We start from the raw sequence: 25260 nt of genomic DNA on the forward strand, positions 1-25260 counted from the left end.
TTTCAGCGGGAAGAATCAAATCATGCGCAAAAGCGGCCAATCGGAGACCTTCAACAAGATTGTCGAAGCAAGCCTGCAACTGTTCAATCAGGAAGGCGAGCGCGTCATCACCACCAACCACATCGCCGAGCGGATGAACATCAGCACCGGCAAGCTCTACTATCACTTCCGCAACAAGGAAGAGATCATCAACGAGCTGTACCATCGCTACGTGAAAGGCATGGCGGAGCAGCTGTCGTCGGCGCTCAGCCACAGCAACTCGATCGAGGCGATGGTGATGGCGATGGAAAAGACGCTGCGCCACATCTGGAGCTTCCGCTTCCTGCCCAAGAGCCTGCCCAGCCTGTTCTGTGTCAATCCGCAGCTGGAGGAAGAGCACCAGCAGCTGTCGCGCGGCCAGCTCAACGGCAAGCTGGGCCAGCTGTTCACCCGCCTGCGCGAGCAGGGCATGATCCTGGTCGACGACCAGCAGCTCACCCACCTGGTGCAGCACTTCCAGATGGTGCAGACCGGCTGGGTCAGCACCATCAAGCAAAACGCCAACGCGGCGGAACTGGACAAGCTGATCCAGAACGGCTGCCGCAGCCTGATGTATCTGCTGACGCCCTACGTCAGCCCGCGCTTCCAGTCGCCATTCGAACGCGCCTGCGCGCGCTTCGCCTGAACGCCGCCGCTCTGGCAGCGATAAAAAACACCCCGCGAGCGATCGCGGGGTGTTTTGTTTCCAGCCTGCCGGCCCGGTTAGCGGACCGGCGGTCACGGTTTAGATCATGCCCTTGCTTTTCAGCAGGTCGAACATGGTCTTGCCGATTTCGGCCGGGCTGCGGGTGTAGGCGATGCCGGCCTTCTCGAAGGCCTTGAACTTCTCTTCCGCCGTGCCCTTGCCGCCGGAGATGATGGCGCCGGCGTGGCCCATGCGCTTGCCCTTCGGCGCGGTGACGCCGGCGATGTAGCCGACTACCGGCTTGGTCACATAGGACTTGGCGAACTCGGCGGCCTCTTCCTCGGCGGAACCGCCGATTTCGCCGATCATCACGATGGCGTCGGTGTCCGGATCGTCCTGGAACAACTTCAGCGCGTCGATGTGGCTGGTGCCCGGGATCGGGTCGCCGCCGATGCCGATGCAGGTGGACTGGCCCAGGCCCAGCGCGGTGGTTTGCGCCACGGCTTCGTAGGTCAGAGTGCCGGAGCGGGACACGATGCCGATGCGGCCCGGGTTGTGGATGTGCCACGGCATGATGCCGATCTTGCACTCGCCCGGGGTGATGATGCCGGGGCAGTTCGGGCCGATCAGGCGGATGCCGGCTTCGTCGACGGCCTTCTTCACGTACAGCATGTCCAGGGTCGGCACGCCTTCGGTGATGCAGACGATCAGCTTCACGCCGCTGTCGATGGCTTCCAGGATGGAATCCTTGGCGAAGGCTGCGGGCACGTAGATCACCGAGGCGTCGGCCTGGGTCTGACGCACGGCGTCCTTCATGGTGTTGAACACCGGCAGGCCCAGATGCTCCGCGCCGCCCTTGCCCGGGGTCACGCCGCCCACGACCTTGGTGCCGACCTTCAGCGCCTGCTCGGCGTGGAAGGTGCCGTTCTTGCCGGTGAAGCCTTGCACCAGCACTTTGGTGTCTTTGTTTACCAATACGCTCATTTTGTATTCCTCAGCTCAGTGCGGGTCTCAGGCCACGGCCTTGACGGCGGCGACGATCTTCTCGGCAGCGTCGTTCAGACCCTGGGCGGAAGTCAGTTTCAGGCCGGATTCGTCCAGTATCTTGGCGCCCAGTTCGGCGTTGTTGCCTTCCAGACGCACCACCACCGGCACGGTCACGTTCACTTCCTTCACGGCGGCGATGATGGCTTCGGCGATCATGTCGCAGCGGACGATGCCGCCGAAGATGTTGATCAGCACGCCTTGCACCGAGGTGTCGGCCAGGATCAGCTTGAACGCTTCGATCACGCGCTCCTTGGTCGCGCCGCCGCCCACGTCCAGGAAGTTGGCCGGCTGGCCGCCCTTCAGCTTGATGATGTCCATGGTGGCCATCGCCAGGCCGGCGCCGTTCACCATGCAGCCGATATTGCCTTCCAGGGCCACGTAGTTCAGGTCGAACTCGGAAGCCTTCACTTCGCGCTCGTTCTCCTGGCTCTTGTCGCGCTGGGCCAGCAGTTCCGGGTGGCGGTACAGGGCGTTGGAGTCCAGGTTGATCTTGCCGTCCACGCAGGCCAGCTCGCCGTTTTCGCGCAGCGCCAGCGGGTTCACTTCGAACAGGGCGAAGTCGTTCTCGACGAAGGCCTGGTAGGAGCCCAGCATCAGCTTGCTGAACGCGGCGATCTGCGCGCCGGACAGGCCCAGCGCGAAAGCGGCGTCGCGCGCCTGGAACGGCTGCATGCCGACCAGCGGGTCCACTTCGATCTTGATGATCTTTTCCGGGGTCTCTTCAGCCACCTTCTCGATTTCCACGCCGCCTTCGGTGGAAACCATGAACACGACGCGCTGGCTGCCGCGGTCGACCACGGCGCCCAGGTATAGTTCGCGCTGCACCGGGTACATGTCTTCGCAGACCAGAACCGAGTTCACCGGCTGGCCGGCGGCGTCGGTCTGATAGGTCACCAGGTTGGTGCCGATCAGGGTCTTGGCGACTTCAGCGGCTTCTTCGCGGCTCTTCACCACTTTCACGCCGCCCGCCTTGCCGCGGCCGCCGGCGTGCACCTGGGCCTTGACGACGGCGAATTTGCCGCCCAGCTTGTCGTAAGCGGCAGCCGCTTCTTCCGGCGACTTGGCCAGAATGCCTTGTTGCACCGGCAGGCCGTAACGGCTCAGCAGCTCTTTCGCTTGGTATTCATGCAGGTTCATCTATGGTTTCCTTTCGGGGAAATGATGGCGGGCATGCGCCTCTGCCTCTATTCCTTGATCGCTTGCCAAACCTTGTTGGCGGAGCCGGCGCGCACCCCCCGGCGCGCGTTTTCCGGCCCTGTACCGGTCGGGTCGTGCGCATTGTACACGACCCGTGTTCACTCAACCGTGCAACGCGCGCTTGTCGGCGGCGAGGGCGGCTTCGTGGATCACTTCCGACAACGACGGGTGGGCGTGGACGATGCGCGCCAGGTCTTCGCTGGCGGCCTTGAATTCCATCGACACCACGCCTTCGCTGACCAGTTCGGACACCATCGGGCCGATCATGTGCAGGCCCAGGATGCGGTCGGTCTTGGCGTCGGCCAGGATCTTCACCGTGCCTTGCGCCTGGCCCAGGCCCAGCGCGCGGCCGTTGGCGCCGAAGCCCGACGTGCCCTTCTTGTACTCCACGCCCTCGGCCTTCAGCTGCTCTTCGGTCTTGCCGACCCAGGCGATCTCCGGAGAAGTGTAGATCACCCACGGGATCACGCCGAAATCGACGTGCGGTTTCTGGCCGGCGATGCGCTCGGCCACGGCCACGCCCTCTTCCGACGCCTTGTGCGCCAGCATCGGGCCGCGCACCACGTCGCCGATCGCCCAGACATTGGGCAGATTGGTATGGCAATGGTCGTCCACGGCGACGAAGCCGCGCTCGTCAAGCTGCAGGCCGACGGTCTCGGCGCCCAGGCCCTGGGTGTTCGGCACGCGGCCGATCGATACGATCAGCTTGTCGAACTCGGCCTTCACCGCTTCGCCGTTCAGCTCGTAATTGACGGTGACGCTCTTCTTGCCGGCTTTCACTTCGCCGATCTTCACGCCCAGCTTGATGTCCAGGCCAGTGTCCTTGGTCAGCGTCTTGAACGCTTCCTTGGCGATCTGCTGGTCGGCGGCCGCCAGGAAGGTCGGCATCGCCTCCAGGATGGTGACTTCAGAGCCCAGGCGCTTCCACACCGAACCCATTTCCAGACCGATCACGCCGGCGCCGATCACGCCCAGGCGCTTCGGCACCGAGCTCAGCGCCAGCGCGCCCTCGTTGTCCAGCACCAGCTGGTTGTCGGTGGCCAGGCCCGGCAGCGCGCGCGGGCTGGAGCCGGTGGCCACGATCACGTGGCCGGCTTCCAGGGTGTCCACCACCTTGCCGCCGTCAGTGACTTCGATCAGCCACTTGTCGCCCTGACGGCCCTTGAAGGCGGCCAGGCCGTGGATGTTGGCGACCTTGTTCTTCTTGAACAGGAAGCCGATGCCGGCGGCGTTCTTGTTGATGATGTCGGTCTTGCGGGACAGCATCTGGCCGACGTCCATCTTGGCGCCGGACACGCTGATGCCGTGCTTGGCGAAGTCGTGCTGCACCGCGTGGAAGTTTTCCGACGACTGCAGCAACGCCTTGGACGGGATGCAGCCGACGTTCAGGCAGGTGCCGCCCAGCGACGGCTTGCCTTCCGGATTCTTGAACGCGTCGACGCAAGCGGCGCTGAAGCCCAGCTGGGCCGCGCGGATGGCGGCAACATAGCCGCCGGGACCGCCGCCGATCACTACAACATCAAACTGTTGGCTCATGGATTTTCCCTTGGGATCAGGCCTTGCCCACTTTGAACAGCAAGGCCCCGAAAGCGATCATGAACAGCGCGATGACGATCTTGCCGAACAACACGTAGCGGTCCTCGCGCATCCCCTGCTGGCGTTTCTTCCAGGTGAGGAACAACAAGGCCACCCCGGCCAATACCGAGGCTAACGCGTAAACCCAATCCGGCAGATTCATTCTGGCTCCGTTCATGCAAATTCAAACAGGCCGGCTTGCGCCGGCCCGGTGCTTCATTACAGGTCGAGCAGCAGACGCGCCGGATCCTCGATGGCGTCCTTGATCGCCACCAGGCTCAGCACCGCTTCGCGACCGTCGATGATGCGGTGGTCGTAGGATTGGGCAAGATACATCATCGGACGCACCACCACTTGACCGTTCTCAACCACGGCGCGCTCCTTGGTGGCGTGCATGCCCAGGATCGCCGATTGCGGCGGGTTGATGATCGGGGTGGACATCATCGAGCCGAAGGTGCCGCCGTTGGAGATGGTGTAAGTGCCGCCGGTCAGCTCTTCCACGGTCAGCTTGCCTTCCTGGGCGCGCTTGCCGAATTCGGCGATCTGCTTCTCGATGTCGGCCAGCGACAGCTGGTCGGCGTTGCGGATCACCGGCACCACCAGGCCGCGCGGGCTGCCCACGGCCACGCCGATGTCGAAGTAGCCGTGGTAGACGATGTCGTTGCCGTCCACCGAAGCGTTGACGATCGGGTATTTCTTCAACGCGGCGACCACGGCCTTAACGAAGAAGCCCATGAAGCCCAGCTTGATGCCGTGCTCTTTCTCGAACTTGTCCTTGTACTTGGCACGCAGGTCCATCACCGGCTTCATGTTCACTTCATTGAAGGTGGTGAGGATGGCGTTGGTCTGCTGCGACATGATCAGACGCTCGGCCACGCGCTGGCGCAAACGGGACATCGGCACGCGCTGCTCGGCGCGGCCGGACAGGATGCCGGCCACGTTGACGGCGGTCGGGGTGGTGGACAGCGCGCCGCCGGAACCGATCACCGGGCCGGCCTGGGCTGGAGCGGCTTGCTTGGCGGCCTGCACGTCTTCCTTCAGCACGCGGCCGTCGCGGCCGGAGCCGGCCACCTTGGACAGGTCCACGCCGGTTTCCGCGGCCAGCTTGGCTGCGGACGGCATCGCGGCGGTGCCGGCGGCCGGAGCGGCCTGAACCGGAGCGGCGGCGGCGGGCGCCGGGGCTGCTGCTGCGGCCGGAGCGGCGTCGCCTGCCTTGGCGGCGGTATCGATCTTGGCGATCAGCTGGCCGGAGGTCACGGTGGCGCCATCCTGCTCGATGATTTCCACCACCACGCCGGCTTGCGGCGCCGGCAGTTCCAGCACCACCTTGTCGGTTTCCAGGTCGATCAGGTTTTCGTCGCGCTTGACGAACTCGCCAACCTTCTTGTGCCAGCTCATCAGCGTGGCTTCGGATACGGATTCGGGCAGTTGCGGGACTTTGACTTCAATCAGCATGTTCTTCTCCATGGCGGGGCGGCCGCGATGCCGCCCCTTCTTTCTCGTTGGCTCAGCGGGCGACCGACATCGCTTCTTCGACGAAGGCCTTCAGTTGGGCGACGTGCTTGCTCATATAACCGACCGCCGGCGAAGCCGACGACGGACGGCCGGCGAACGACAGCTGCTGCTTGGCGGTCAGCAGCCCCTCCAGGCGGTGGCGGATCTGGTACCAGGCGCCCTGGTTGCGCGGCTCTTCCTGCACCCACATCACTTCCTTGGCCTGGGTGAAGCGGGCCAGCTCGGCGGCCACCTGCTCGGTCGGGAACGGGTACAGCTGCTCGATGCGCACGATGGCGATGTCGTCGTCCAGGCCGCGCTCCTTGCGGGCGGCGGCGAGGTCGTAGTACACCTGGCCGGCGCACAGCAGCACGCGCTTGACCTTCTTCGGATCCTTGACCACCACGTCGCCGATCACCGGGCGGAAGCTGCCGGAAGTCAGGTCTTCGACCGGGCTCATCGAATCCTTGAAGCGCAGCAGGCGCTTGGACAGGAAGATCACCAGCGGCTTGCGGTACGGACGCAGCACCTGGCGGCGCAGCATGTGGAACATCTGGCCGGCTTCGGACGGCATCACCACCTGCATATTGTGCTCGGCGCACAGCTGCAGCCAGCGCTCCAGGCGGGCGGAGGAGTGCTCCGGGCCCTGGCCGTCGTAGCCGTGCGGCAGGATGGTGGTCAGGCCGCACAGACGACCCCACTTGGTCTCGCCGGAAGAGATGAACTGGTCGATGGCCACCTGGGCGCCGTTGGCGAAGTCGCCGAACTGGGCTTCCCAGATCACCAGCTGGTCCGGAGCGGAACAGGCGTAGCCGTATTCGTAGGCCAGCACCGCTTCCTCGTTCAGGATGGAGTCGATCACCAGGAAATCGGCCTGGTTGTCGGACATATTGCGCAGCGGCACATAGCTGCCCTGGTCCCAGCTCTCGCGGTTCTGGTCGTGCAGCACCGAGTGGCGATGGGAGAAGGTGCCGCGGCCGGAGTCCTCGCCCGACAGGCGCACGCCGAAACCGTTGGTCACCAGCGACGCGTAGGCCAGCGTCTCGGCCATGCCCCAGTCGACGTTCTGCTCGCCGGCGGCCATCGCCTTGCGCGCGGCCAGCACTTTCTGCACGGTCGGGTGCAGCTTGAAGCCTTCCGGCAGCGTGGTGAACTTGTCGGTCAGGCGCTGGATGTCGGCCTGCGGCAGCGAGGTGTCGGTCGGGTGCGCCCAGTGGGTGCCCAGGTACTGGCTGAAGTCCAGCGCGTGCTCGCGGCGGTAGTTGGTCAGCGCGGTCTGCTCGACGTGCTCGCCCTTGTCCAGCGCGTCGCGGTAGGCCTGGATCTGCGCGTCAGCCTCCTCGGCCTTCAGCACGCCCTCCTGCACCAGGCGCTCGGCGTACATCGCGCGCACGCCCTGGTGCTTGGCGATCTTCTTGTACATCATCGGCTGGGTCAGGAAGGGATCGTCGCCCTCGTTGTGGCCGAGCTTGCGGTAGCACACCAGGTCGATCACCACATCCTTCTTGAAGGTCATGCGGTAGTCGAGCGCGGCCTGCATCACGAAGCAGACGGCTTCCGGATCATCGCCGTTCACGTGCAGGATCGGCGCTTCGATCATCTTGGCCACGTCGGTGCAGTACATCGTCGAGCGGATGTCGCGAGTGTCCGAAGTGGTGAAGCCCACCTGGTTGTTGATGACGATGTGGATGGTGCCGCCGGTGCCGTAGCCGCGGGTCTGCGACAGGTTGAAGGTGCCCTGGTTGACGCCCAGACCGCCGAAGGCGGAGTCGCCGTGGATCAGCACCGGAACCGCGGTCTTGCGCTCGGCATCCTTGCGGCGATCCTGGCGCGCGCGCACCGAACCTTCCACCACCGGGTTGACGATTTCCAGGTGCGACGGGTTGAACGCGAGCGACACGTGCATCGGGCCGCTGGCGGTCGGGATGTCGGACGAGAAGCCCATGTGGTACTTCACGTCGCCGGAAGCCATCTGCTGAGCGGCCTTGCCTTCGAATTCGGCGAACAGGTCGCGCGGCAGCTTGCCCAGGGTGTTGACCAGCACGTTCAGACGGCCGCGGTGGGCCATGCCGATGATCAATTCCTGCACGCCCTGCTCGGTGGCGTTCTGGATCAGGTGGTCCAGCGCCGCGATGGCGGACTCGCCGCCTTCCAGCGAGAAGCGCTTCTGGCCGACGTACTTGGTGTGCAGGTAGCGTTCCAGCGTTTCGGCGGCGGTGATCTGCTTCAGGATGCGCTGCTTCTTGCCCGCGTCGTAGCGCGGAGTGGACAGCGCCTCCTCGAAGCGTTTCTGCACCCAGTGCTTCTCGTCGGACTGGGTGATGTGCATGAATTCGACGCCGATATTGCCGCAGTAGGTCTGCTTCAGACGGGCGATGATGTCGGACAGCGGCAACTTCTGCGGGCCGGCCAGCGAGCCGACGTTGAACTGCACCGCCATATCGGCGTCGTTCAGACCGTGGGTAGCCGGGTCCAGCTCGCGCACGATGGCCTGGTCCATGCGGCGCAGCGGGTCCAGGTTGGCCTGGCGCGCGCCCAGCACGCGGTAGGCCGAGATCAGCTTGAGCACGCCCACCTGCTTCTGCATCGCCGCCCAATCGGTGGCGGCGGCGCCGCGCTGGCCGATCACCGGCTTCTTCGCCAGCTGGATGAACGACTCCTGGATCGGCAAGTGCGGCACGTCGCGCTCGGCGGCGCCCGGCGACTGCGCCAGCTTGTCGAAGTAGTCGCGCCACTCGTTCGGAACCGAGTTGGCGTCAACGAGGTACTGTTCGTACAGCTCCTCGATGAACGGGGCATTCCCACCGAACAGATAGGAATGGCTGTACATGGATTGCATCATGGTCTGGCTACCCTTTGTCTTGTCTTAACGACGTTGCTGCATTACTCAAAGCGCTTGGGCAAGGCGTCCTTGCCCCAGCGCTCTGTAAAAAAGGGCTGGCTGAAGCCCCCGCTTCAACCAACCCTGTCTTTCACATCAGCGCTTGGCGACTTCCACGACGTCGCGGCGCGCGGCGCCGGTGTACAGCTGGCGCGGACGGCCGATCTTCATGCCCGGATCGCCGATCATCTCGTTCCAGTGCGCGATCCAGCCCACGGTGCGGGCCAGCGCGAAGATCGGGGTGAACATGGAAACCGGGATGCCGATCGCTGACAGCACGATGCCGGAGTAGAAGTCCACGTTCGGGTACAGCTTGCGCTCGATGAAGTACGGATCGGACAGCGCGATCTTTTCCAGCTCCATCGACAGCTTGAACTTCGGATCGTTGTGCAGGCCCAGCTCGTTCAGCACCTCGTCGCAGGTCTGCTTCATGATGGCGGCGCGCGGGTCCATGTTCTTGTACACGCGGTGGCCGAAGCCCATCAGCTTGTAGCGCTTGTCCTTCACGCCCTGCATGAAGTCGGCGACATTGTCCACCGAGCCGATCTCGTCCAGCATCTTCAGCACGGCTTCGTTGGCGCCGCCGTGGGACGGGCCCCACAGGCAGGCGATGCCGGCGGCGATACACGCGAACGGGTTGGCGCCGGAAGAGCCGGCCAGACGCACGGTGGAAGTGGAGGCGTTCTGCTCGTGGTCGGCGTGCAGGGTGAAGATGCGGTCCAGCGCGCGCGCCAGAACCGGGTTCACCTTGTACTCTTCGCACGGGGTGGAGAACATCATGTGCAGGAAGTTTTCCGCGTAGGTCAGGCCGTTTTTCGGGTAGGAGAACGGCAGGCCCTTGTTGTAGCGGTAAGCTTGCGCGGCGATGGTCGGCAGCTTGGCCACCAGGCGGTGCGCGGAAATGCGGCGGTGCTCCGGATTGGAGATGTCCAGCGAGTCGTGGTAGAAGGCGGACAGCGCGCCCACCACGCCGACCATCACGGCCATCGGATGCGCGTCGCGGCGGAAGCCCTTGAACAGGCTCATCAGCTGGTCATGCAGCATGTTGTGGCGCATGACGCCGCGTTCGAAATCCTTGCGCTGGGCCGCGGTCGGCAGTTCGCCGTTCAGCAGCAGATAGCACACTTCCAGATAGTCGCTCTTCTCGGCCAGTTGCTCGATCGGGTAGCCGCGGTAGTACAGGTGGCCCAGATCGCCATCGATGAAGGTGATCTTGGATTCGCAGCTGGCCGTGGCCAGGAAACCCGGGTCGAACGTGAACATGCCGGTTTTGCCAAAGGCGCGGATGTCGACGACATCCGGACCCAGCGAGCCCCCCAGGACCGGCAGGTCCAGGGTTTCCTTACCCTCGTTGTAGCTGAGCGTGACTTTGCGATTAGTTTCCACAGCAATACTCCCAGTCATTATTTCGTTGTTGTAATGGTTTGGGGCTAGGCCATCACAGCGATCGCAGGATCGCCACGATGTCCATCAATTCCGGATCGTCGAGATCGGCCTTGCCGTTGACGACATCCAGAAAATCAGTATCCGGCAGATCCAGCAGCTGCCGGTACGCGTCGATCTGGGCGGGCGCCAGTTGGTCGAACGGGCCGGCGAAGAATTTCTCCAGCACCAGATCCAGTTCCAGCAGGCCCCGCCGCGACCGCCAGCGGATCCGTTTCAGTTCGATCGGATCGTAAGCCGTCATACCGCACGCTTGACCATCAGGTCCTTGATCTTGCCGATCGCGCGGGTCGGGTTCAGGCCCTTCGGACACACGTCGACGCAGTTCATGATGCTGTGGCAGCGGAACAGGCGGTACGGGTCTTCCAGGTTGTCCAGACGCTCGTTGGTGGCTTCGTCGCGGGTATCCGCGATGAAGCGGTAGGCGGCCAAGAGGCCGGCCGGACCGACGAATTTGTCCGGGTTCCACCAGAACGACGGGCAGGACGTGGAGCAGCACGCGCACAGGATGCACTCGTACAAGCCGTCCAGCTCCTTGCGGTCTTCCGGCGACTGGCGGCGCTCGCGCTCCGGCGGCGGCGTGTCGTTGATCACGTACGGCTTGATCGAGTGGTACTGCTTGAAGAACTGCGCCATGTCCACGATCAGGTCGCGCACCACCGGCAGGCCCGGCAGCGGACGCAGCTCGATCGGCTGCTTCAGCGTGCGGAAGTCGGTCAGGCAGGCCAGACCGTTCTTGCCGTTGATGTTCATCGCGTCCGAGCCGCAGACGCCTTCGCGACAGGAGCGGCGGAAGGACAACGTGTCGTCCTTGGTCTTCAGCTTGACCAGCGCGTCCAGCAGCTTGTGCTCGGTGGCGTCCATGTCCACGCTGATGTCCTGCATGTACGGCTTGGCATCCTTGTCCGGGTCGTAGCGGTAGATGCGGAATTTGACGTTTTCGGTAGTCATTTCTGTTCAACCCTTAGTAGGAGCGGGCCTTCAACTTGATCGTGTCCACGGTCAGCGGCTTCATGTTCACCGGCTTGTACTGCAGGCGGTTGCCTTCGCGGAACCACAGCGTGTGCTTCAGCCAGTTGGTGTCGTCGCGGCCGTTCGGCGTTTCCGGCGTGTCCGGCGCGTCGTCGCGCACGTGGGCGCCGCGGCTTTCGGTGCGGGCGTTGGCCGAAACCATGGTGGCCTTGGCCACCTCGATCAGGTTCTCCAGCTCCAGCGCTTCGATGCGGGCGGTGTTGAACACCTTGGACTTGTCTCCGATCTCGGTCTTGGCCACCATGCCGGCCACTTCCAGGATCTTCTCCACGCCCTCGGCCAGCATGTCCTTGAAACGGAACACGCCGCAGTGGGCCTGCATCACGCGCTGCATCTCGGCGCGGGCGTCGTGCACCTGCACGCCATTGGTCTGATTGTCCAGGCGGGCGACGCGGGCGACCGAGCGCTCGACATCGGCCATCGCCAGCTGCGGCAGGTCTTCCGGCTGCTGCTTGACGAACTCGATGATCGAGTTGGCCGAGCTCTTGCCGAAGACCAGCAGGTCCAGCAGCGAGTTGGTGCCCAGGCGGTTGGCGCCGTGCACCGACGCGCACGCCACTTCGCCGGCGGCGTAGAAGCCATGCACCGGCTGGCCGTCGATCACCACTTCGCCGTGGTAATTGGTGGGGATGCCGCCCATCTGGTAGTGGCAGGTCGGCACCACCGGGATCGGGGCCTTGATCGGGTCCACGCCGGCGAACTTGATCGAGATCTCGCGGATGCCCGGCAGCTTGGACATGATCACCTCGGGGTCGAGGTGGGTGATGTCCAGCAGCACGTGATCCTTGTTCGGGCCGCAGCCGCGGCCTTCGTTGATCTCGGACACCATCGCGCGCGACACCACGTCGCGCGAGGCCAGGTCCTTGGCGTTCGGCGCGTAGCGCTCCATGAAACGCTCGCCGGAGCTGTTGCGCAGAATGCCGCCTTCGCCGCGCACGCCTTCGGTGATCAGCACGCCCGCGCCGGCCACGCCGGTCGGGTGGAACTGCCAGAACTCCATGTCTTCCAGCGGGATGCCGGCGCGGGCGGCCATGCCCAGGCCGTCGCCGGTATTGATGAAGGCATTGGTGGACGAGGCGAAGATGCGGCCGGCGCCGCCAGTGGCGAACAGGGTGGCCTTGGCCTGGAACACCACGATTTCCGAGGTTTCCATTTCCATGGCGACAACGCCCTGCACGCGGCCTTCGGCATCGCGGATCAGGTCCAGCGCCATCCACTCCACGAAGAAGTGGGTGTTGGCGCGCACATTGCGCTGGTACAGCGCGTGCAGCATCGCGTGACCGGTGCGGTCGGCGGCGGCGCAGGCGCGGCGGACCGGCTTGCCTTCGCCGAAGTCGGACATGTGGCCGCCGAACGGACGCTGGTAGATGGTGCCGTCCGGGTTGCGGTCAAACGGCATGCCGAAGTGTTCCAGCTCGACCACCACCTTCGGCGCCTCGCGGCACATGAATTCGATGGCGTCCTGGTCGCCCAGCCAGTCCGAACCCTTGACGGTGTCGTACATGTGCCAGTGCCAGTTGTCCGGCTCGGAGTTGCCGAGCGAGGCGGACACGCCGCCCTGGGCGGCTACGGTATGGGAACGGGTCGGGAACACCTTGGACAGCACGGCGGTCTTCAGACCAGCTTCCGACAGTTGCAGCGCGGCTCGCATGCCGGCGCCGCCGGCGCCCACGACTACCGCATCAAAATGACGAACAGCTACGCCCATTACAGCCCCCAGACCACTTTAACGGAATAGATGAAACAGGAAACCAGCCAGACGATGGTGAACACGTGCAGCGCCAGGCGGATGCCCACCGGCTTCACGTAGTCCATCCACACGTCGCGGATGCCCACCCATACGTGCAGGAACAGCGCCAACAAGGTCACCTGGGTGAACAGCTGGACCCAGGCGTGGCTGAACAAAGACTTCCAGCCTTCATAGCCGGACGGCAGCGCCAGCATGAACAACGCCAGGGCCACGGTGTAAAGCACCATCACCACGGCGGTGACGCGCTGCATGATCCAATCGCGCAGGCCATAGCCGGCGCCGACGACGTGACGGTTTACCATAGAGCGATACCTCCCAGGACCACGGTCAGCACCAGGCTGACGACCAGCACGGTCTTGGCGGTGGCGCGGGCGGTCTCGAGTTCGAGACCTTTGTGAATGTCGAGAAACAGGAAACGGATGCCTGCGCAGAAGTGATGCAGGTAGGCCCAGATCAGGCCCAGCAAGACCAGCTTCATCAGCGGGTGGGAGACTACCGCCTTGTAGGTGTCGAACGATTCGGCGGAGCTGAGCGAACCGTGCAGCAGATAGATCAACAGCGGGAGGGAAAAGAACAACGCCACACCACTGACCCGGTGCAGGATGGAGACGAAACCCGGAACGGGCAGTCTGATCCTGGCCAAGTCCAGATGCTTCGGTCTTTGCTTCTGCATAAGGCTTTCCTTGGATGTTTTGTGACCAAGTGGTTTACATGACGCCCGCCCACCGCGAGCGAAGCGCCTGGCGGACCCGTCCTTTTTACTGGGAGCGGTATCCGCCTTTACCTGGCATATTGCGTAATTCATTTGCAATATGCGCCGGGGATTCTAACAAAAGTTGGTCTATCCCGCTGGCCGCTCTCCGCTTAATCTGCGTCAAGGACAGCGGCGTTCAGCCGTGTTTCACTGTATAAGCCAGCTGGTGCGTCAGGCAGTAGCGCTGCCGCCACTCCAGCGGGCGGCCGTCCATGTCCGCCGACAGCCGCAGCAGGCACAGGGCCGGCACGTCGGCCACCATGCCGGTCACGCCCAGAAGCCCCGCCTCCTCGCGCGGCAGCATCTCGGCGCGGAACTGCTCGCACATCACCCTCACCCGCACGCCGAAGCGCTGCTGCAGCGTGGCGTACACGCCGGCCGAATTGCGCAGCCAGCGCGCGTCCATTCCGTCGAACGTTTCCGCCGGCAGCAGCGCGTCGTCCAGCGCCACCGGCGCGCCATGCCAGCGCCACAGCTGGCGAATTCTCAATAAAGGCGCAAGACGCCGCAATTGCAAAGCCTCGGCGATGTCCTCGCTGGCGTTCAGCCGGGACATGCCGAGAAATTCCCTGACCAGTTCGTCCGGCCGCTCGAAAAACAGGCCCGGCGTCAGCAACGAGGCCTCGCCCCAATCGCCCGGCACCGGCGCCGCATAAGTGCCCCTGCCCTGCTGGCGGTACAGCAAGCCCGCATCCACCAGCTCCGACAGCGCCTTCCTTATCGTGCCCTGGCTCGCGCCAAGCTCGTCGGCCAGCTCCCATTCGCTGGGCAGCGCGTCGTGCGCCTGCCATTCGCCGCCACTCATGCGCTGCATCAGCAGCTGTTTGACCTGCGCATAAAGCGGCTGTCTTTTCAGCGTATTGGCTGTCATGGTCTGTGTTTTAACACCAAACAATTCCAGCGTAAAGATAAGTCTTATATAAGATACAAGACTTAAACGGTTGTTTAACGACATATTCTTGACAGATAACCCAAATCGATAAACAGCCGTGATACACTCCAGGCCACATCTATACTGCAGAGCATCATCTGCAGCTCATTATCGGATACATCAAAGGAGAGTCCGCCAATGAAAGCCCCCGTTCGCGTTGCCGTTACCGGCGCTGCCGGCCAGATCGGCTACAGCCTGCTGTTCCGCATTGCCAGTGGTGAAATGCTGGGCAAGGATCAACCGGTCATTCTTCACCTGCTGGACCTGCCGCAGGCTCAAACCGCGCTGAAGGGCGTGATGATGGAGCTGGAAGACTGCGCCTTCCCGCTGTTGGCCGGCATGGTAGCCACCGACGACCCGAACGTGGCCTTCAAGGATGTGAAAGTCGCCCTGCTGGTCGGCGCCCGCCCGCGCAGCAAGGGCATGGAGCGCAAGGACCTGCTGGAAGCCAACGGCGCCATCTTCACCGTGCAGGGCAAGGCGCTGAACGACCACGCCGCCCGCGACGTCAAGGTGCTGGTGGTGGGCAACCCGGCCAACACCAACGCCTGGATCGCGATGAAGTCGGCTCCGGATCTGGATCCGAAAAACTTCACCGCCATGTTGCGTCTTGACCACAATCGCGCGCTGTCGCAAATCGCCGCCAAGACCGGCAAACCGGTGGCCGCGATCGAGAAGCTGGCAGTGTGGGGCAACCACTCGCCGACCATGTACGCCGACTACCGCTTCGCCACCATCGATGGCCAATCGGTCAAGACCCTGATCAACGACGACGTGTGGAACCGCGACGTGTTCCTGCCCACCGTGGGCAAGCGCGGCGCCGCCATCATCGAAGCGCGCGGCCTGTCCTCCGCCGCCTCCGCCGCCAACGCCGCCATCGACCACATCCACGACTGGGTGCTGGGCAGCAACGGCAAGTGGGTGACCATGGGCATTCCGTCCGACGGCTCCTACGGCATCCCGGAAGGCGTGATGTACGGCGTACCGGTTGTATGCGAAAATGGCGAATACAAACGTGTAGAAGGCCTGGAGATCGACGCGTTCAGCCGCGAGCGGATGGACCTGACCCTGGCCGAGCTGGAAGAAGAGCGCGCAGCCATCGCTCACCTGTTTGGCTGATTTTCCGGCCTGACCGAAGAGAAGCGCACCAAACGGTGCGCTTTTTGTCTTTGGTCAAACCGCGAAAATACATTTGAATTTACTAATACAGACTGCCATTTGGAGCGAAAGCATGATCGAAGTTGAAGTTTTGAACCAAATCGCGGCCAAAATCGAAGACCTGGCCGCCCGCGCCGCCGACATTCGGGGGTATCTTTGACTACGACGGTAAAAAAGACCGTCTGGAAGAAGTCAGCCGCCTGACCGAAGACCCGGATATCTGGAACGACCCCAAAAAGGCGCAGGATCTGGGCCGCGAGCGCAAACAGCTGGAAGACGTGGTGCTGGTGCTGGACAGCATCAACGCCACCATCGGCGACAGCCGCGAACTGTTCGACATGGGCAAGAGCGAGGAAGACGACGACACCATCCTCGCGGTGCAGGCCGATCTGGAAGAAGTGGAAGAGAAAGTGGCGAAGATGGAATTCCGCCGCATGTTCCACGACCCGATGGACCCCACCAACTGCTTCATCGACATCCAGGCCGGCGCCGGCGGCACCGAAGCCCAGGACTGGGCCGGCATGCTGCTGCGCATGTACACCCGCTACGCCGAACGCAAGGGCTTCAAGGTGGACGTGCTGGAACTGTCCGAAGGCGAAGTGGCCGGCGTCACCAGCGCCACGCTGAAGATCGAGGGCGAATACGCCTACGGCCTGCTGCGCACCGAAGTCGGCGTGCACCGCCTGGTGCGCGTGTCGCCGTTCGACTCCAACGCCCGCCGCCACACCTCGTTCTCGTCGGTGTTCGTGTATCCGGAAGTGGACGACAGCTTCGAGATCGACATCAACCCGGCGGACGTGCGCACCGACACCTACCGCGCCTCCGGCGCCGGCGGTCAGCACATCAACAAGACCGACTCCGCCGTGCGTCTGACCCACATCCCGACCAATATCGTGGTGCAGTGCCAGAACGACCGTTCCCAGCATCGCAACCGCGACGAGGCCTGGCAGATGCTGCGCGCCAAGCTGTACGAGCTGGAGCTGAAGAAGCGCAACGAAGCCAAGCAGGCGCTGGAAGACACCAAGACCGACGTGGGCTGGGGCCACCAGATCCGCTCCTACGTGTTCGACCAGTCCCGCATCAAGGATTTGCGCACCAGCTACGAAGTGGGCAACATCAAGGGCGTCATGGACGGCGACCTGGACGGCTTCATCGAAGCCAGCCTCAAGCACGGCGTCTAAGCCATATCGGGCCGGCCCCTCCGCGGGGCCGGCCTTCGCGTTGTAGTTTTAGTTAATTGCCGAAGGAACCCTACCCGGCACGGAGTCATCATGTCTGATCACGAACAAGCACAGGCGCAAAGCCAAGACGAAAACCAGATCATGGCGGAACGCCGCCTGAAACTGAAAGCGATCCGCGAAAAAGGCATCGCCTACCCCAACGACTTCAAACGCAGCCACTTCGCCAAACCGCTGCAGGACGACCACGCCGCCAAAGAAGCGGAAGCGCTGGAAGCCGAGAAAATCGAAGTCGCCGTCGCCGGCCGCATGATGCTTAAACGTGTGATGGGCAAAGCCAGCTTCGCCACCCTGCAGGACAGCAGCGGCCGCATCCAGGCCTTCATCTCCCGCGACAATGTGGGCGAAGACGTCTACGCCGACTTCAAGCGCTGGGACCTGGGCGACATCATCGCCGTCAAGGGCGTGCTGTTCAAGACCAAGACCGGCGAACTGACAGTGCAGGCGACCGAAGTTCGCATGCTGTCCAAGAACATCCGTCCGCTGCCGGAAAAATTCCACGGCATCAGCGATCAGGAAACCAAGTACCGCCAGCGCTACGCCGACCTCATCATGAGCGAGGAAAGCCGCGACACCTTCATCAAGCGCTCCAAGATCGTGCAGAAAGTGCGCGACGTGATGGTGAGCGAAGGCTACCTGGAAGTGGAAACCCCGATGATGCACCCGATTCCGGGCGGCGCGTCGGCCAAACCGTTCACCACTCACCACAACGCCCTGGACATGCCGCTCTACCTGCGCATCGCCCCGGAGCTGTACCTGAAGCGCCTGGTGGTGGGCGGCCTGGAACGCGTGTTCGAGATCAACCGCAACTTCCGCAACGAGGGGATGAGCACGCGCCACAACCCCGAGTTCACCATGATCGAGTTCTACGAAGCGTATAGCGACTACCAGCGCATGATGGAGATGACCGAAACCATCATCCGCGAGTGCGCGCTGGTTTCCTGCGGCGCCACCACCGTGACCTACCAAGGCAAGGAAGTGGATCTGGGCAAGCCGTTCGACCGCTTCACCATCGTGGAAGCGATCAAGCACTACAACCCGCAATACACCGACGCTCAGCTGTCCGATTCCGCCTGGGTGGCCAGCGAAATCAAGCGCCTGGGCGGCAAGCTGCCCCCGGCGCCGGGTCTGGGCAGCCTGCAGCTGGCGCTGTTCGAGGAGTGCGCGGAATCGCTGCTGTGGAACCCGACCTTCATCATCGACTACCCGGTGGAAGTGTCCCCGCTGGCGCGCGGCTCCGACACGCAGCCGGGCCTGACCGAGCGCTTCGAGCTGTTCATCGTGGGCCGCGAGCACGCCAACGGCTACTCGGAGTTGAACGATCCGGAAGACCAGGCTGCGCGCTTCCAGGCCCAAGTCGCCCAGAAGGATGCCGGCGACGACGAGGCGATGCACTACGACGCCGACTACATCCGCGCGATGGAATACGGCCTGCCGCCGACCGGCGGGTGTGGCATCGGCATCGACCGTTTGGTGATGTTGTTGACGGATGCGCCGTCTATCCGGGATGTGATCTTGTTCCCGCATATGCGTCCGGAGTAAGATTTAGTCCAGACACTGGGCTGATGAGAAAGCCGCTCACTGCAAGGTGGGCGGCTTTTTTTGCAGTAATCACTTATCACTTGGATAAAAAATGCGCGTAAATACATCTGGCTTCACGATTGCAGAATATTGCGATCAAATGAATAGCTCCTCCATTATTGTCAACAAAAGTTATCAACGATCAAATCAAATATGGCCAATTTCTGCAAAGTCTTTTTTAATTGACTCCATTCTAAATGGATACCCAATTCCAAAGATATCTTTATTTCAGAAAACAAATCCTAACGAAAGGAGAACCACAAAAGAAATTATTGATGGACAACAAAGGAGCAGTGCAATAAAGGAATTTTATGAAGGAAAATTCAAAATAACAACAAAAGGAGAGTTTTATGGAATGAATTTCAATAACTTGCCAGAGGAAGACAAAGCCAATTTTCTTGAGTATACAGTTTCTGTTGACGTCTTTACTGGAGCAACAGAAGAAAACATAAGGGAATTGTTCAGAAGGATAAATGCCTACAATGTTCCGCTTAACCCACAAGAGCAAAGACACGCCACTTATCAAGGTGATTTTAAATGGTTTATATGGGAGCAAAGCAACAAGTACTCCAATCTATTTGAAGATTTTGGAACATTTGGCCCTTCCTCCTTTGCCCGTATGGAAGATGCAAAGTTTATCGCTGATCTTTGCTTAGGTTTCGAAGATGGTATCATTAGTGCATCAGAAAAGAAGCTTGACTTGCTTTACAAAAAACATGATAAGAATTTTGATGGGAACTCTGAAATTAACCTTGCCATCCAAGATGCTATTAACTTCTTCGCGGGAATGCCTGAACTCTGGAAAACTCAAATATTCAAAAAATATCAATTATATTGCATGCTAATTGCCCATATAGTTATTACCAAAAAACCAGTTGGACTTTTAGAATATTGGACTGACTCCGCCATTTTACCAATCGAAGAAGTAAAATTCAACCTAAGTACACTTGCCGAAGGGCTACAGTCAAGTCAATCTGACAATCAACTTATAAAATCCATAATAGAAAATTCAGCCAAGACAACTGACCGCAAAGAGCAAAGAAAAGCTAGAACATTAGCATTAATTCAATTGCTAACTCAGAGAATTTAAATGACTCCGCGCAGAAGAATTTTTGTCTTACACAAAAATTTTACATACAGCATATCGCGCTTCACAAAATCTGTTCATCCTATTGTTACCTCTCCAAGAAATGAAAAAGAATTTTCTCATAGCTTAATAAACTTATCTTCAAGCTGGGCAAATTTCCTTCGCGCCTACGTCCTATCATCTATTATGGGCGCCAAATTAGGGAAAAATAAAATTACAACCAATGCAGGATTCGTAAATGACATTAATACAGCATTAGGCATCGCAATCAAACAAATAAAACCCAATGCAACACCTAGAGCTGATGGATCATGGAATGATTTTGATGAACCTAATTGGCTAATTAGCAATCAAATAATAAAGATAGCAACAAAATTAAACTTCTCCAATCTAACGAATATTTCAGCAACATTTTCTACTGGCTCCAACTCTTATGATACACTTCGCATATTTAGAAATTACTACGCCCATAGAAATCGAGATTTGCAAAGGAAAGTTTCCAATCAATGTTTAATAATAAGCATGCCAAGCAATCTAACTGTCACTGAAGCACTAGCCAGCCCTACAAGTAACGGAACAATACTATTTCATAAGATAATTGACGATTTATACATAGCATCAAAAATGCTTTGTCATTAAAATAAATAGCTGAAAAATAACTCGTAAATTTAGGGTCGTAGGTTGGGCTGATCCAGGCGAAGCCCAACGTTTACCGCGCAATACAAATTAGTTTTGTGTCCGCTCCGCGGACAGATATTTAAGTGCCGGTTCCGCCCGGCTGGACGGGTCCATTTCTTTTGCTTCGCCAAAAGAAATGGATGAAAGAAAAGGCGACCCAGCAGCGCTGCGAAACCCCGACTCCAAAGCCCTTTCCAAGGCGCCGCCGAACTCGCGGGGCGCTAACGTCGCCCCGCTCAAACAAGCGGCGGCTTAAAACCTTGGAAAGGGCTTCGGAATCGGCTTGCGCTGATGGGATAGGGGCAAGTCGATTCGAGTCTACCCCACTGTCAGTTTTACTTTCAGAAGCATTCATAAAACAATCCATATAATCCTGGCTATTTTACATACCACATGAAACCATCAGATTACGACCTACATCTAGAACAACTGAAAAAAGACTCAGTTGACCGACTTCTAATTCGAGAAGAATTCTCATTACCTTCTTTTAATGAGCTCCATCAATATCTTTGTCAAAAAGCAGTAGAAATTAGAAGCGAATACATTGTTTCAAAACAGATCATTGCAACAATACTTTCAGCGAAAAATGCCATCGAAAATAGTACCTCAATAAATATTGAGGCACGTAACAACATTGATTTAGCGAATAAGTTTCTCTTCTTGCTAGAAATGATTGCGAAAGACGAGGAGCCTATGAACAGGAAGCCCGGCATCCCCCGTATTATTTAGCAGGCCCATTGGGCAGAGCCACGCGAAGTCCAATATTTATAACACAATGCTGATTGGTTTTGCGTCCGCTCCGCGGACAGATGATTCAGTGCCGGTTCCGCCCGGCTGAACGGGTCCATTTCTTTTGCTTCGCCAAAAGAAATGGACGAAAGAAAAGACGACCCAACAGCGCTGCGAAACCCCGCCTCCAAAGCCCTTTCCAAGGCGCCGCCGAACTCGCGGGGCGCTAACATCGCCCCGCTCAAACAGGCGGCGGCTTAAAACCTTGGAAAGGGCTTCGGAGTCGGCTTGCGCTGATGGGATAAGGGCAAGTCGGTTCGATTCTACCTATTGCATTACAACAATCAGCCAAGTTATAAATATGACTACTCGTCAAATCTCTATCAGCAATAAAAAACTACGCGGCATTCCAAGGCGTTTACGAGCGCTATCCAATTGGGAAAAATCATTCCATGGATACTTTCCTGATGGCCTGAAAAAGCAGGACAAATATTGGAATTACAAAATACCCGTGCATGAAAGCCTTGTCCAAGGAAAGCAAGCCAAAAGGCAATTACAAGCCCAATGTGCTCAAAACCTTATCAATGCAGCGCACCACATTTTCCTTGCGAAACCATCAACAGCAACTGATTTTCGCGTTACGTGCACAATAGCCTTACCAGACATGTTCATCAGTGAGCTTTGCATCTTCTCGGATGAAAATTACTTCAACTTACATACATCGGCAGGAGAAAGTTACCTTGGAGAAAAAGAAATAATCCAAGGTAGAAGCCTAGCCAAAGAATGGAACTTATCCATTCCTGAGAGTTTCTTTTAGCTAGGTGTGCTACGTACCAATATCGATGACGATGGAAATCCATACGTTTCTGAATACTGGTACATTGGCGAAGTGAACAAACGATAGAACAAGCCACCAGCTAATGCTGGCAACGCAACTTCATCACTTGGTTTGGAAAGAAACAGGACCTTTCCAACGCGCCCCCCTCCCTTCAAGCCTGCCGCCGGGTGGCAGGCCCGAGGTCTTAAGCGGCTGCCTGTTTGAGTCCCGCGACGTTAGCGCGCATCGCTGAGCGAATCTCTACGTGCGAGGCTTCGCCTCGCCCTGTGAGAGATTCGCACGCAGAGAGTTCAGCCGCGCCTCGGGCCTGACGGGAACCGGCGGGAAGCCGCAGGCCAGGCTTGCAGGGTGGCCTTTAGGGGTGGAGGGGATATTTGGCCAGGCAAATATCCCCTCCCTGCCGCCGGGCAGCCCCGGCAATCCAAACCATCATCCGCGCAGCGGATTCCAAAAACCACATCACAGGCAAACCACCCGCTACTTGCTCGCCTTGTCCAGCAAGCCGCCAAACATCTCCGGGTCCACCAAGTCTCTCAGCGCCACGCCCAGGGCGTCGGCCAATGCGCCCATATTGTCGATGGAGACATTGCGCTCGCCGCGCTCGATCTCTGACACATAGGTTCTGCTCATCCCCGCCTGCAAAGCCAATGCCTCCTGCGACACATCGTGCAGGCGTCTGGCGATCCGCAGGTTGCGGGCGAAAACCGCGCGTGCGGTCAGGGGTTTCGTTGTGTTTTCCATACCCCGATAGCATCAGCGCTTGCTAGCGCTTAAACCACGCGGTATGATTTTCAAAATGTTAACTATAAGTAACTTTTTGATTGTTATTGATATCTTCATGACACTCATTATGTGCTATGCGCTGCTTTGACAGCCACACATGGAGGTGCTTATGCAGAAAATTCCCATTCCGTGATCTACGGCGCTTTGCCGTTGCCGCTCTGCCTTGACCATATCCAGAGCGTTGTCCACCCATCTACGACAACGCTCAATCAATAATGAGGGTTTTGCCATGCCTAGCATCACCCGCAGTTCCCCGCGCCTCGCGCTTTCCCTGAAAAACCGCCACTCCGCCCGCAGCCGCTGGCTGCTGCACAATCAAGCCCCCACCCATCGCCCAGCCTGCTGGCCATGACCCGGCTGCACGAAGCCTTTGCTGCCTTGCAGGAGCAATTGGCGAACAAGGACCAAGCCAAGGTCAGAGAGCCGGCCGCGCGAGTGGCGCATTTGTGCCACGACATCGAACAGGCGGTGGTGGAGTCCATCTGCCACCTCGCCCACGGCCAGTTGGGTTTGCAGTCGGTCATCGATCTGCTCGCTTGCCTGGGCGACGACGTGCGCCTGCCATCCAGCCGCATCAAAGAATTGCTGGAGCCGCTGGACAAGCGTATGGGCGAGTCGCTGACGCTGCTCGCCCGCGTGCTGTAAGCCCTGCTCCATGAGCCCACAGCCTGCCTCCCTGCGGCAGGCTGTTTTTGATTCAAGGTTAACTAGGCGCGACGCAATACCCCGCCGGGTAATCGTTATACCAAGGACGCGGCCAGGCTATGCGACGGCGCTGCGCCAACATGAAATACACTTGGTACGTCTGACCCACCTGGCCATCCGCGCTCTGCCATCACTCTTAGGCCGGGCCTACTACCCAACCTGTTTTACACTTGCACCATCATTTCATTTACAATTTTTCTTGATTTTCATCATGCCAATAGCCTGCACCTTTCTATCGCTCCCAGCTTCGCAATATCAACAGAGTCACCTCTTGCAGGACTGGCGATACGTATCCTCTTGGAACCACTGAAATGAACAAGAAATCAGCGTTTTTCATGCTTGCCTTCGCGCTTTCGTCCGGCGCTCAAGCAGGCAACATTAAGCACCTCTGCACCCCTGCAGAAAAAGTCATTTTCACTTGCGAAACAGGCAAAAAAGTAGCCTCTGTCTGCATGGTCGGCAAGCAAGGCCTGCATAGCCTCATCCAATACCGATTTGGCCAAATTGGCCACATGGAAATTTCCATCCCCGAGAATCCAGCAGGCCCATCGAATGCCGTTAGCTATGGAACGCTGAGCTACTCGGGCGGAGGTGGTGCCTATCTACGCTTCTCTCGTGGCAACTACCGATATACGGCTTATACCGGGATGGGCAAGGGATGGGATAAAACTGGTATCACGGTGGAGAGGGATAACAAGCTGCTGGCTAATCTGCTATGCAAAAAGTCGGACGTTCCCAATGATTCGTTCTCCAGGCTGAATGTGCCGAAAGACAATATAGGATTTGAAATTCCATAATGGCAGCTTGCCATCGTTGCCCGAGAGTTGAGTGAACAAGCCAGCAGCCATGCTCCTGGATGCTCACCCAATCTGCTCACGAAGCATTTACCACCTTGCGCCGGCTGAGATCAAACCAAGGCTCCAAGACATCAAACAGGCGGTGGTTGAGTCCATCTGCCACCTCGCCCACGGCCAATTGGGTTTGCAGTCGGTCATCGAGCTGCTCGCTTGCCTGGGCGACGACGTACGCCTGCCATCCAGCCGCATCACGGTGTTGCTGGAGCCGCTGGACAAACGCATGGGCGAGTCGCTGTCGCTGCTCATCCGCGTGCTGTAAGCCCTGCTCCATAAAAGCCCACAGCCTGCCCGCTTCCCAGCGGCAGGCTGTTTTTGATTTCGCGGAATGCCAAGGCTGAAAGGTGGCAATATCGGAGTATCTCTCGCCGGGTACTGCCCCCTACGGCTCCGGCCCATCACTTGCTTAATTGGAACCGCCGCATGCTCCACCATATTTCCCTTGGCATCTCCAACCTGAACCGCTCCCGCGCTTTTTACGATGCGGTACTAGCTCCCCTAGGTTACGTCCGTGTCTTTGAACATGACACGGCAGTCGGTTACGGCAAAGAAGGCGGCGGCGATAAGTTGTCTCTGAAATGGGTCCCAGAGGTCACGCTCCCCGGCGATGGATTTCATCTGGCTTTTGCGGCAAGTACGCCCGATCAAGTCAGCGCCTTTCACGCGGCAGCGCTGCAACACGGGGGGGGGGCTGCAACGGCGCGCCGGGATTTCGCCCCCACTATGGTTCCCATTACTTCGCGGCCTTCGTCATTGATCCCGATGGTTACCGTATCGAAGCCGTGATTAATGGGAAGCCCTCAGTCTGAGTTTGGGGCACGTCCAGCAAGGCTGAATGCGC

At 59.6% G+C, this 25260-nt stretch carries 26 protein-coding genes; 12 read left to right on the forward strand and 14 right to left on the reverse strand.

Annotation, left to right across the window (positions count from 1 at the left end; all coding sequences use genetic code 11):
* The first annotated feature begins 22 nt into the window (after positions 1-22).
* A complete protein-coding gene (locus VL52_RS23035) occupies positions 23-664 on the forward strand; it encodes a TetR/AcrR family transcriptional regulator (protein ID WP_052729046.1) in 642 nt (213 codons plus the stop codon).
* A gap of 99 nt (positions 665-763) precedes the next feature.
* On the opposite strand, the gene sucD is transcribed toward VL52_RS23035, so the two are convergent.
* The 13 genes from sucD to VL52_RS01155 form a co-directional block, all read right to left on the reverse strand.
* Entirely contained in the window at positions 764-1648 is an 885-nt protein-coding gene (sucD, locus tag VL52_RS01095; protein WP_046155351.1) for a succinate--CoA ligase subunit alpha, read from the reverse strand.
* 27 nt (positions 1649-1675) lie between these two features.
* A complete protein-coding gene (gene sucC / locus VL52_RS01100; protein ID WP_021478969.1) occupies positions 1676-2848 on the reverse strand; it encodes an ADP-forming succinate--CoA ligase subunit beta in 1173 nt (390 codons plus the stop codon).
* 162 nt (positions 2849-3010) lie between these two features.
* A complete protein-coding gene (gene lpdA, locus VL52_RS01105; protein WP_046155352.1) occupies positions 3011-4444 on the reverse strand; it encodes a dihydrolipoyl dehydrogenase in 1434 nt (477 codons plus the stop codon).
* A gap of 16 nt (positions 4445-4460) precedes the next feature.
* Positions 4461-4646, reverse strand: coding sequence for a hypothetical protein (locus tag VL52_RS01110; RefSeq protein WP_046155353.1), 186 nt, complete (start codon positions 4644-4646; stop codon positions 4461-4463).
* 56 nt (positions 4647-4702) lie between these two features.
* Entirely contained in the window at positions 4703-5938 is a 1236-nt protein-coding gene (gene odhB / locus VL52_RS01115; RefSeq protein ID WP_046155354.1) for a 2-oxoglutarate dehydrogenase complex dihydrolipoyllysine-residue succinyltransferase, read from the reverse strand.
* A gap of 52 nt (positions 5939-5990) precedes the next feature.
* Complete coding sequence (locus tag VL52_RS01120; protein WP_046155355.1) at positions 5991-8819, reverse strand: 2-oxoglutarate dehydrogenase E1 component; 2829 nt, start codon at positions 8817-8819, stop codon at positions 5991-5993.
* Between the two features lie 135 nt (positions 8820-8954).
* Positions 8955-10262 (reverse strand): citrate synthase, encoded by a 1308-nt coding sequence (gltA, locus tag VL52_RS01125; protein ID WP_031296837.1) that lies wholly within the window; start codon positions 10260-10262, stop codon positions 8955-8957.
* 34 nt (positions 10263-10296) lie between these two features.
* The gene (locus VL52_RS01130; RefSeq protein WP_021478550.1) at positions 10297-10545 is read right to left on the reverse strand and encodes an FAD assembly factor SdhE; all 249 of its coding nucleotides are present in this window, start codon (positions 10543-10545) and stop codon (positions 10297-10299) included.
* The gene (locus VL52_RS01135) at positions 10542-11252 is read right to left on the reverse strand and encodes a succinate dehydrogenase iron-sulfur subunit (protein ID WP_021478551.1); all 711 of its coding nucleotides are present in this window, start codon (positions 11250-11252) and stop codon (positions 10542-10544) included. Before VL52_RS01135 ends, VL52_RS01130 begins: the two co-directional genes overlap by 4 nt.
* A 13-nt stretch (positions 11253-11265) precedes the next feature.
* Positions 11266-13041: a succinate dehydrogenase flavoprotein subunit gene (gene sdhA, locus VL52_RS01140; RefSeq protein ID WP_046155356.1), complete on the reverse strand. Its 1776-nt coding sequence runs from the start codon at positions 13039-13041 to the stop codon at positions 11266-11268.
* Positions 13041-13385: a succinate dehydrogenase, hydrophobic membrane anchor protein gene (gene sdhD / locus VL52_RS01145; protein WP_046155357.1), complete on the reverse strand. Its 345-nt coding sequence runs from the start codon at positions 13383-13385 to the stop codon at positions 13041-13043. Before sdhD ends, sdhA begins: the two co-directional genes overlap by 1 nt.
* The gene (sdhC, locus tag VL52_RS01150; protein ID WP_021478554.1) at positions 13379-13756 is read right to left on the reverse strand and encodes a succinate dehydrogenase, cytochrome b556 subunit; all 378 of its coding nucleotides are present in this window, start codon (positions 13754-13756) and stop codon (positions 13379-13381) included. The genes sdhD and sdhC overlap by 7 nt, the downstream gene beginning before the upstream one ends.
* 217 nt (positions 13757-13973) lie before the next feature.
* A complete protein-coding gene (locus VL52_RS01155; RefSeq protein ID WP_046155358.1) occupies positions 13974-14708 on the reverse strand; it encodes a GntR family transcriptional regulator in 735 nt (244 codons plus the stop codon).
* 198 nt (positions 14709-14906) lie between these two features.
* Between VL52_RS01155 and VL52_RS01160 the strand changes: the two genes are divergently transcribed.
* The 7 genes from VL52_RS01160 (at position 14907) to VL52_RS23670 (ending at position 22056) form a co-directional block, all read left to right on the forward strand.
* Complete coding sequence (locus tag VL52_RS01160; RefSeq protein ID WP_046155359.1) at positions 14907-15887, forward strand: malate dehydrogenase; 981 nt, start codon at positions 14907-14909, stop codon at positions 15885-15887.
* A gap of 112 nt (positions 15888-15999) precedes the next feature.
* A protein-coding gene (gene prfB / locus VL52_RS01165; RefSeq protein WP_104946273.1) for a peptide chain release factor 2 occupies positions 16000-17107 on the forward strand; the annotation gives its coding sequence in 2 pieces (ribosomal slippage) (positions 16000-16083 and positions 16085-17107; 1107 coding nt in all).
* Between the two features lie 90 nt (positions 17108-17197).
* Positions 17198-18706 carry a lysine--tRNA ligase gene (lysS, locus tag VL52_RS01170; RefSeq protein ID WP_046155360.1) on the forward strand — a complete coding sequence of 503 codons (1509 nt, stop codon included), beginning with the start codon at positions 17198-17200 and terminating at the stop codon, positions 18704-18706.
* A 91-nt stretch (positions 18707-18797) separates the two neighbouring features.
* Positions 18798-19835, forward strand: coding sequence for a DUF262 domain-containing protein (locus VL52_RS23665; protein WP_082113573.1), 1038 nt, complete (start codon positions 18798-18800; stop codon positions 19833-19835).
* Positions 19836-20471 (forward strand): hypothetical protein, encoded by a 636-nt coding sequence (locus tag VL52_RS24355; protein WP_144410136.1) that lies wholly within the window; start codon positions 19836-19838, stop codon positions 20469-20471. It begins immediately after the preceding gene.
* 432 nt (positions 20472-20903) lie between these two features.
* The gene (locus tag VL52_RS24360) at positions 20904-21239 is read left to right on the forward strand and encodes a hypothetical protein (protein WP_144410137.1); all 336 of its coding nucleotides are present in this window, start codon (positions 20904-20906) and stop codon (positions 21237-21239) included.
* Between the two features lie 361 nt (positions 21240-21600).
* Entirely contained in the window at positions 21601-22056 is a 456-nt protein-coding gene (locus VL52_RS23670) for a DUF3916 domain-containing protein (RefSeq protein ID WP_082113574.1), read from the forward strand.
* 498 nt (positions 22057-22554) lie between these two features.
* Here the strand turns inward: VL52_RS23670 and VL52_RS01175 are convergent, their stop codons facing one another.
* Positions 22555-22818, reverse strand: a complete 264-nt coding sequence (locus VL52_RS01175) for a helix-turn-helix domain-containing protein (protein ID WP_046155361.1) — start codon at positions 22816-22818, stop codon at positions 22555-22557.
* 390 nt (positions 22819-23208) lie between these two features.
* On the opposite strand from VL52_RS01175, the gene VL52_RS01180 reads away from it, so the two are divergent.
* The 4 genes from VL52_RS01180 to VL52_RS23680 all read left to right on the forward strand — a co-directional run bounded on the left by VL52_RS01180 (position 23209) and on the right by VL52_RS23680 (position 25205).
* Complete coding sequence (locus tag VL52_RS01180; RefSeq protein WP_046155362.1) at positions 23209-23505, forward strand: DUF1484 family protein; 297 nt, start codon at positions 23209-23211, stop codon at positions 23503-23505.
* 371 nt (positions 23506-23876) lie between these two features.
* A complete protein-coding gene (locus VL52_RS01185; RefSeq protein ID WP_052729047.1) occupies positions 23877-24362 on the forward strand; it encodes a hypothetical protein in 486 nt (161 codons plus the stop codon).
* A gap of 49 nt (positions 24363-24411) precedes the next feature.
* Positions 24412-24681 (forward strand): DUF1484 family protein, encoded by a 270-nt coding sequence (locus VL52_RS23675; protein WP_082113575.1) that lies wholly within the window; start codon positions 24412-24414, stop codon positions 24679-24681.
* Positions 24682-24842: 161 nt separating this feature from the next.
* The gene (locus tag VL52_RS23680; RefSeq protein ID WP_200895938.1) at positions 24843-25205 is read left to right on the forward strand and encodes a VOC family protein; all 363 of its coding nucleotides are present in this window, start codon (positions 24843-24845) and stop codon (positions 25203-25205) included.
* Positions 25206-25260: the final 55 nt, after the last annotated feature.

Source organism: Chromobacterium vaccinii, assembly GCF_000971335.1.
Classification (GTDB): domain Bacteria; phylum Pseudomonadota; class Gammaproteobacteria; order Burkholderiales; family Chromobacteriaceae; genus Chromobacterium; species Chromobacterium vaccinii.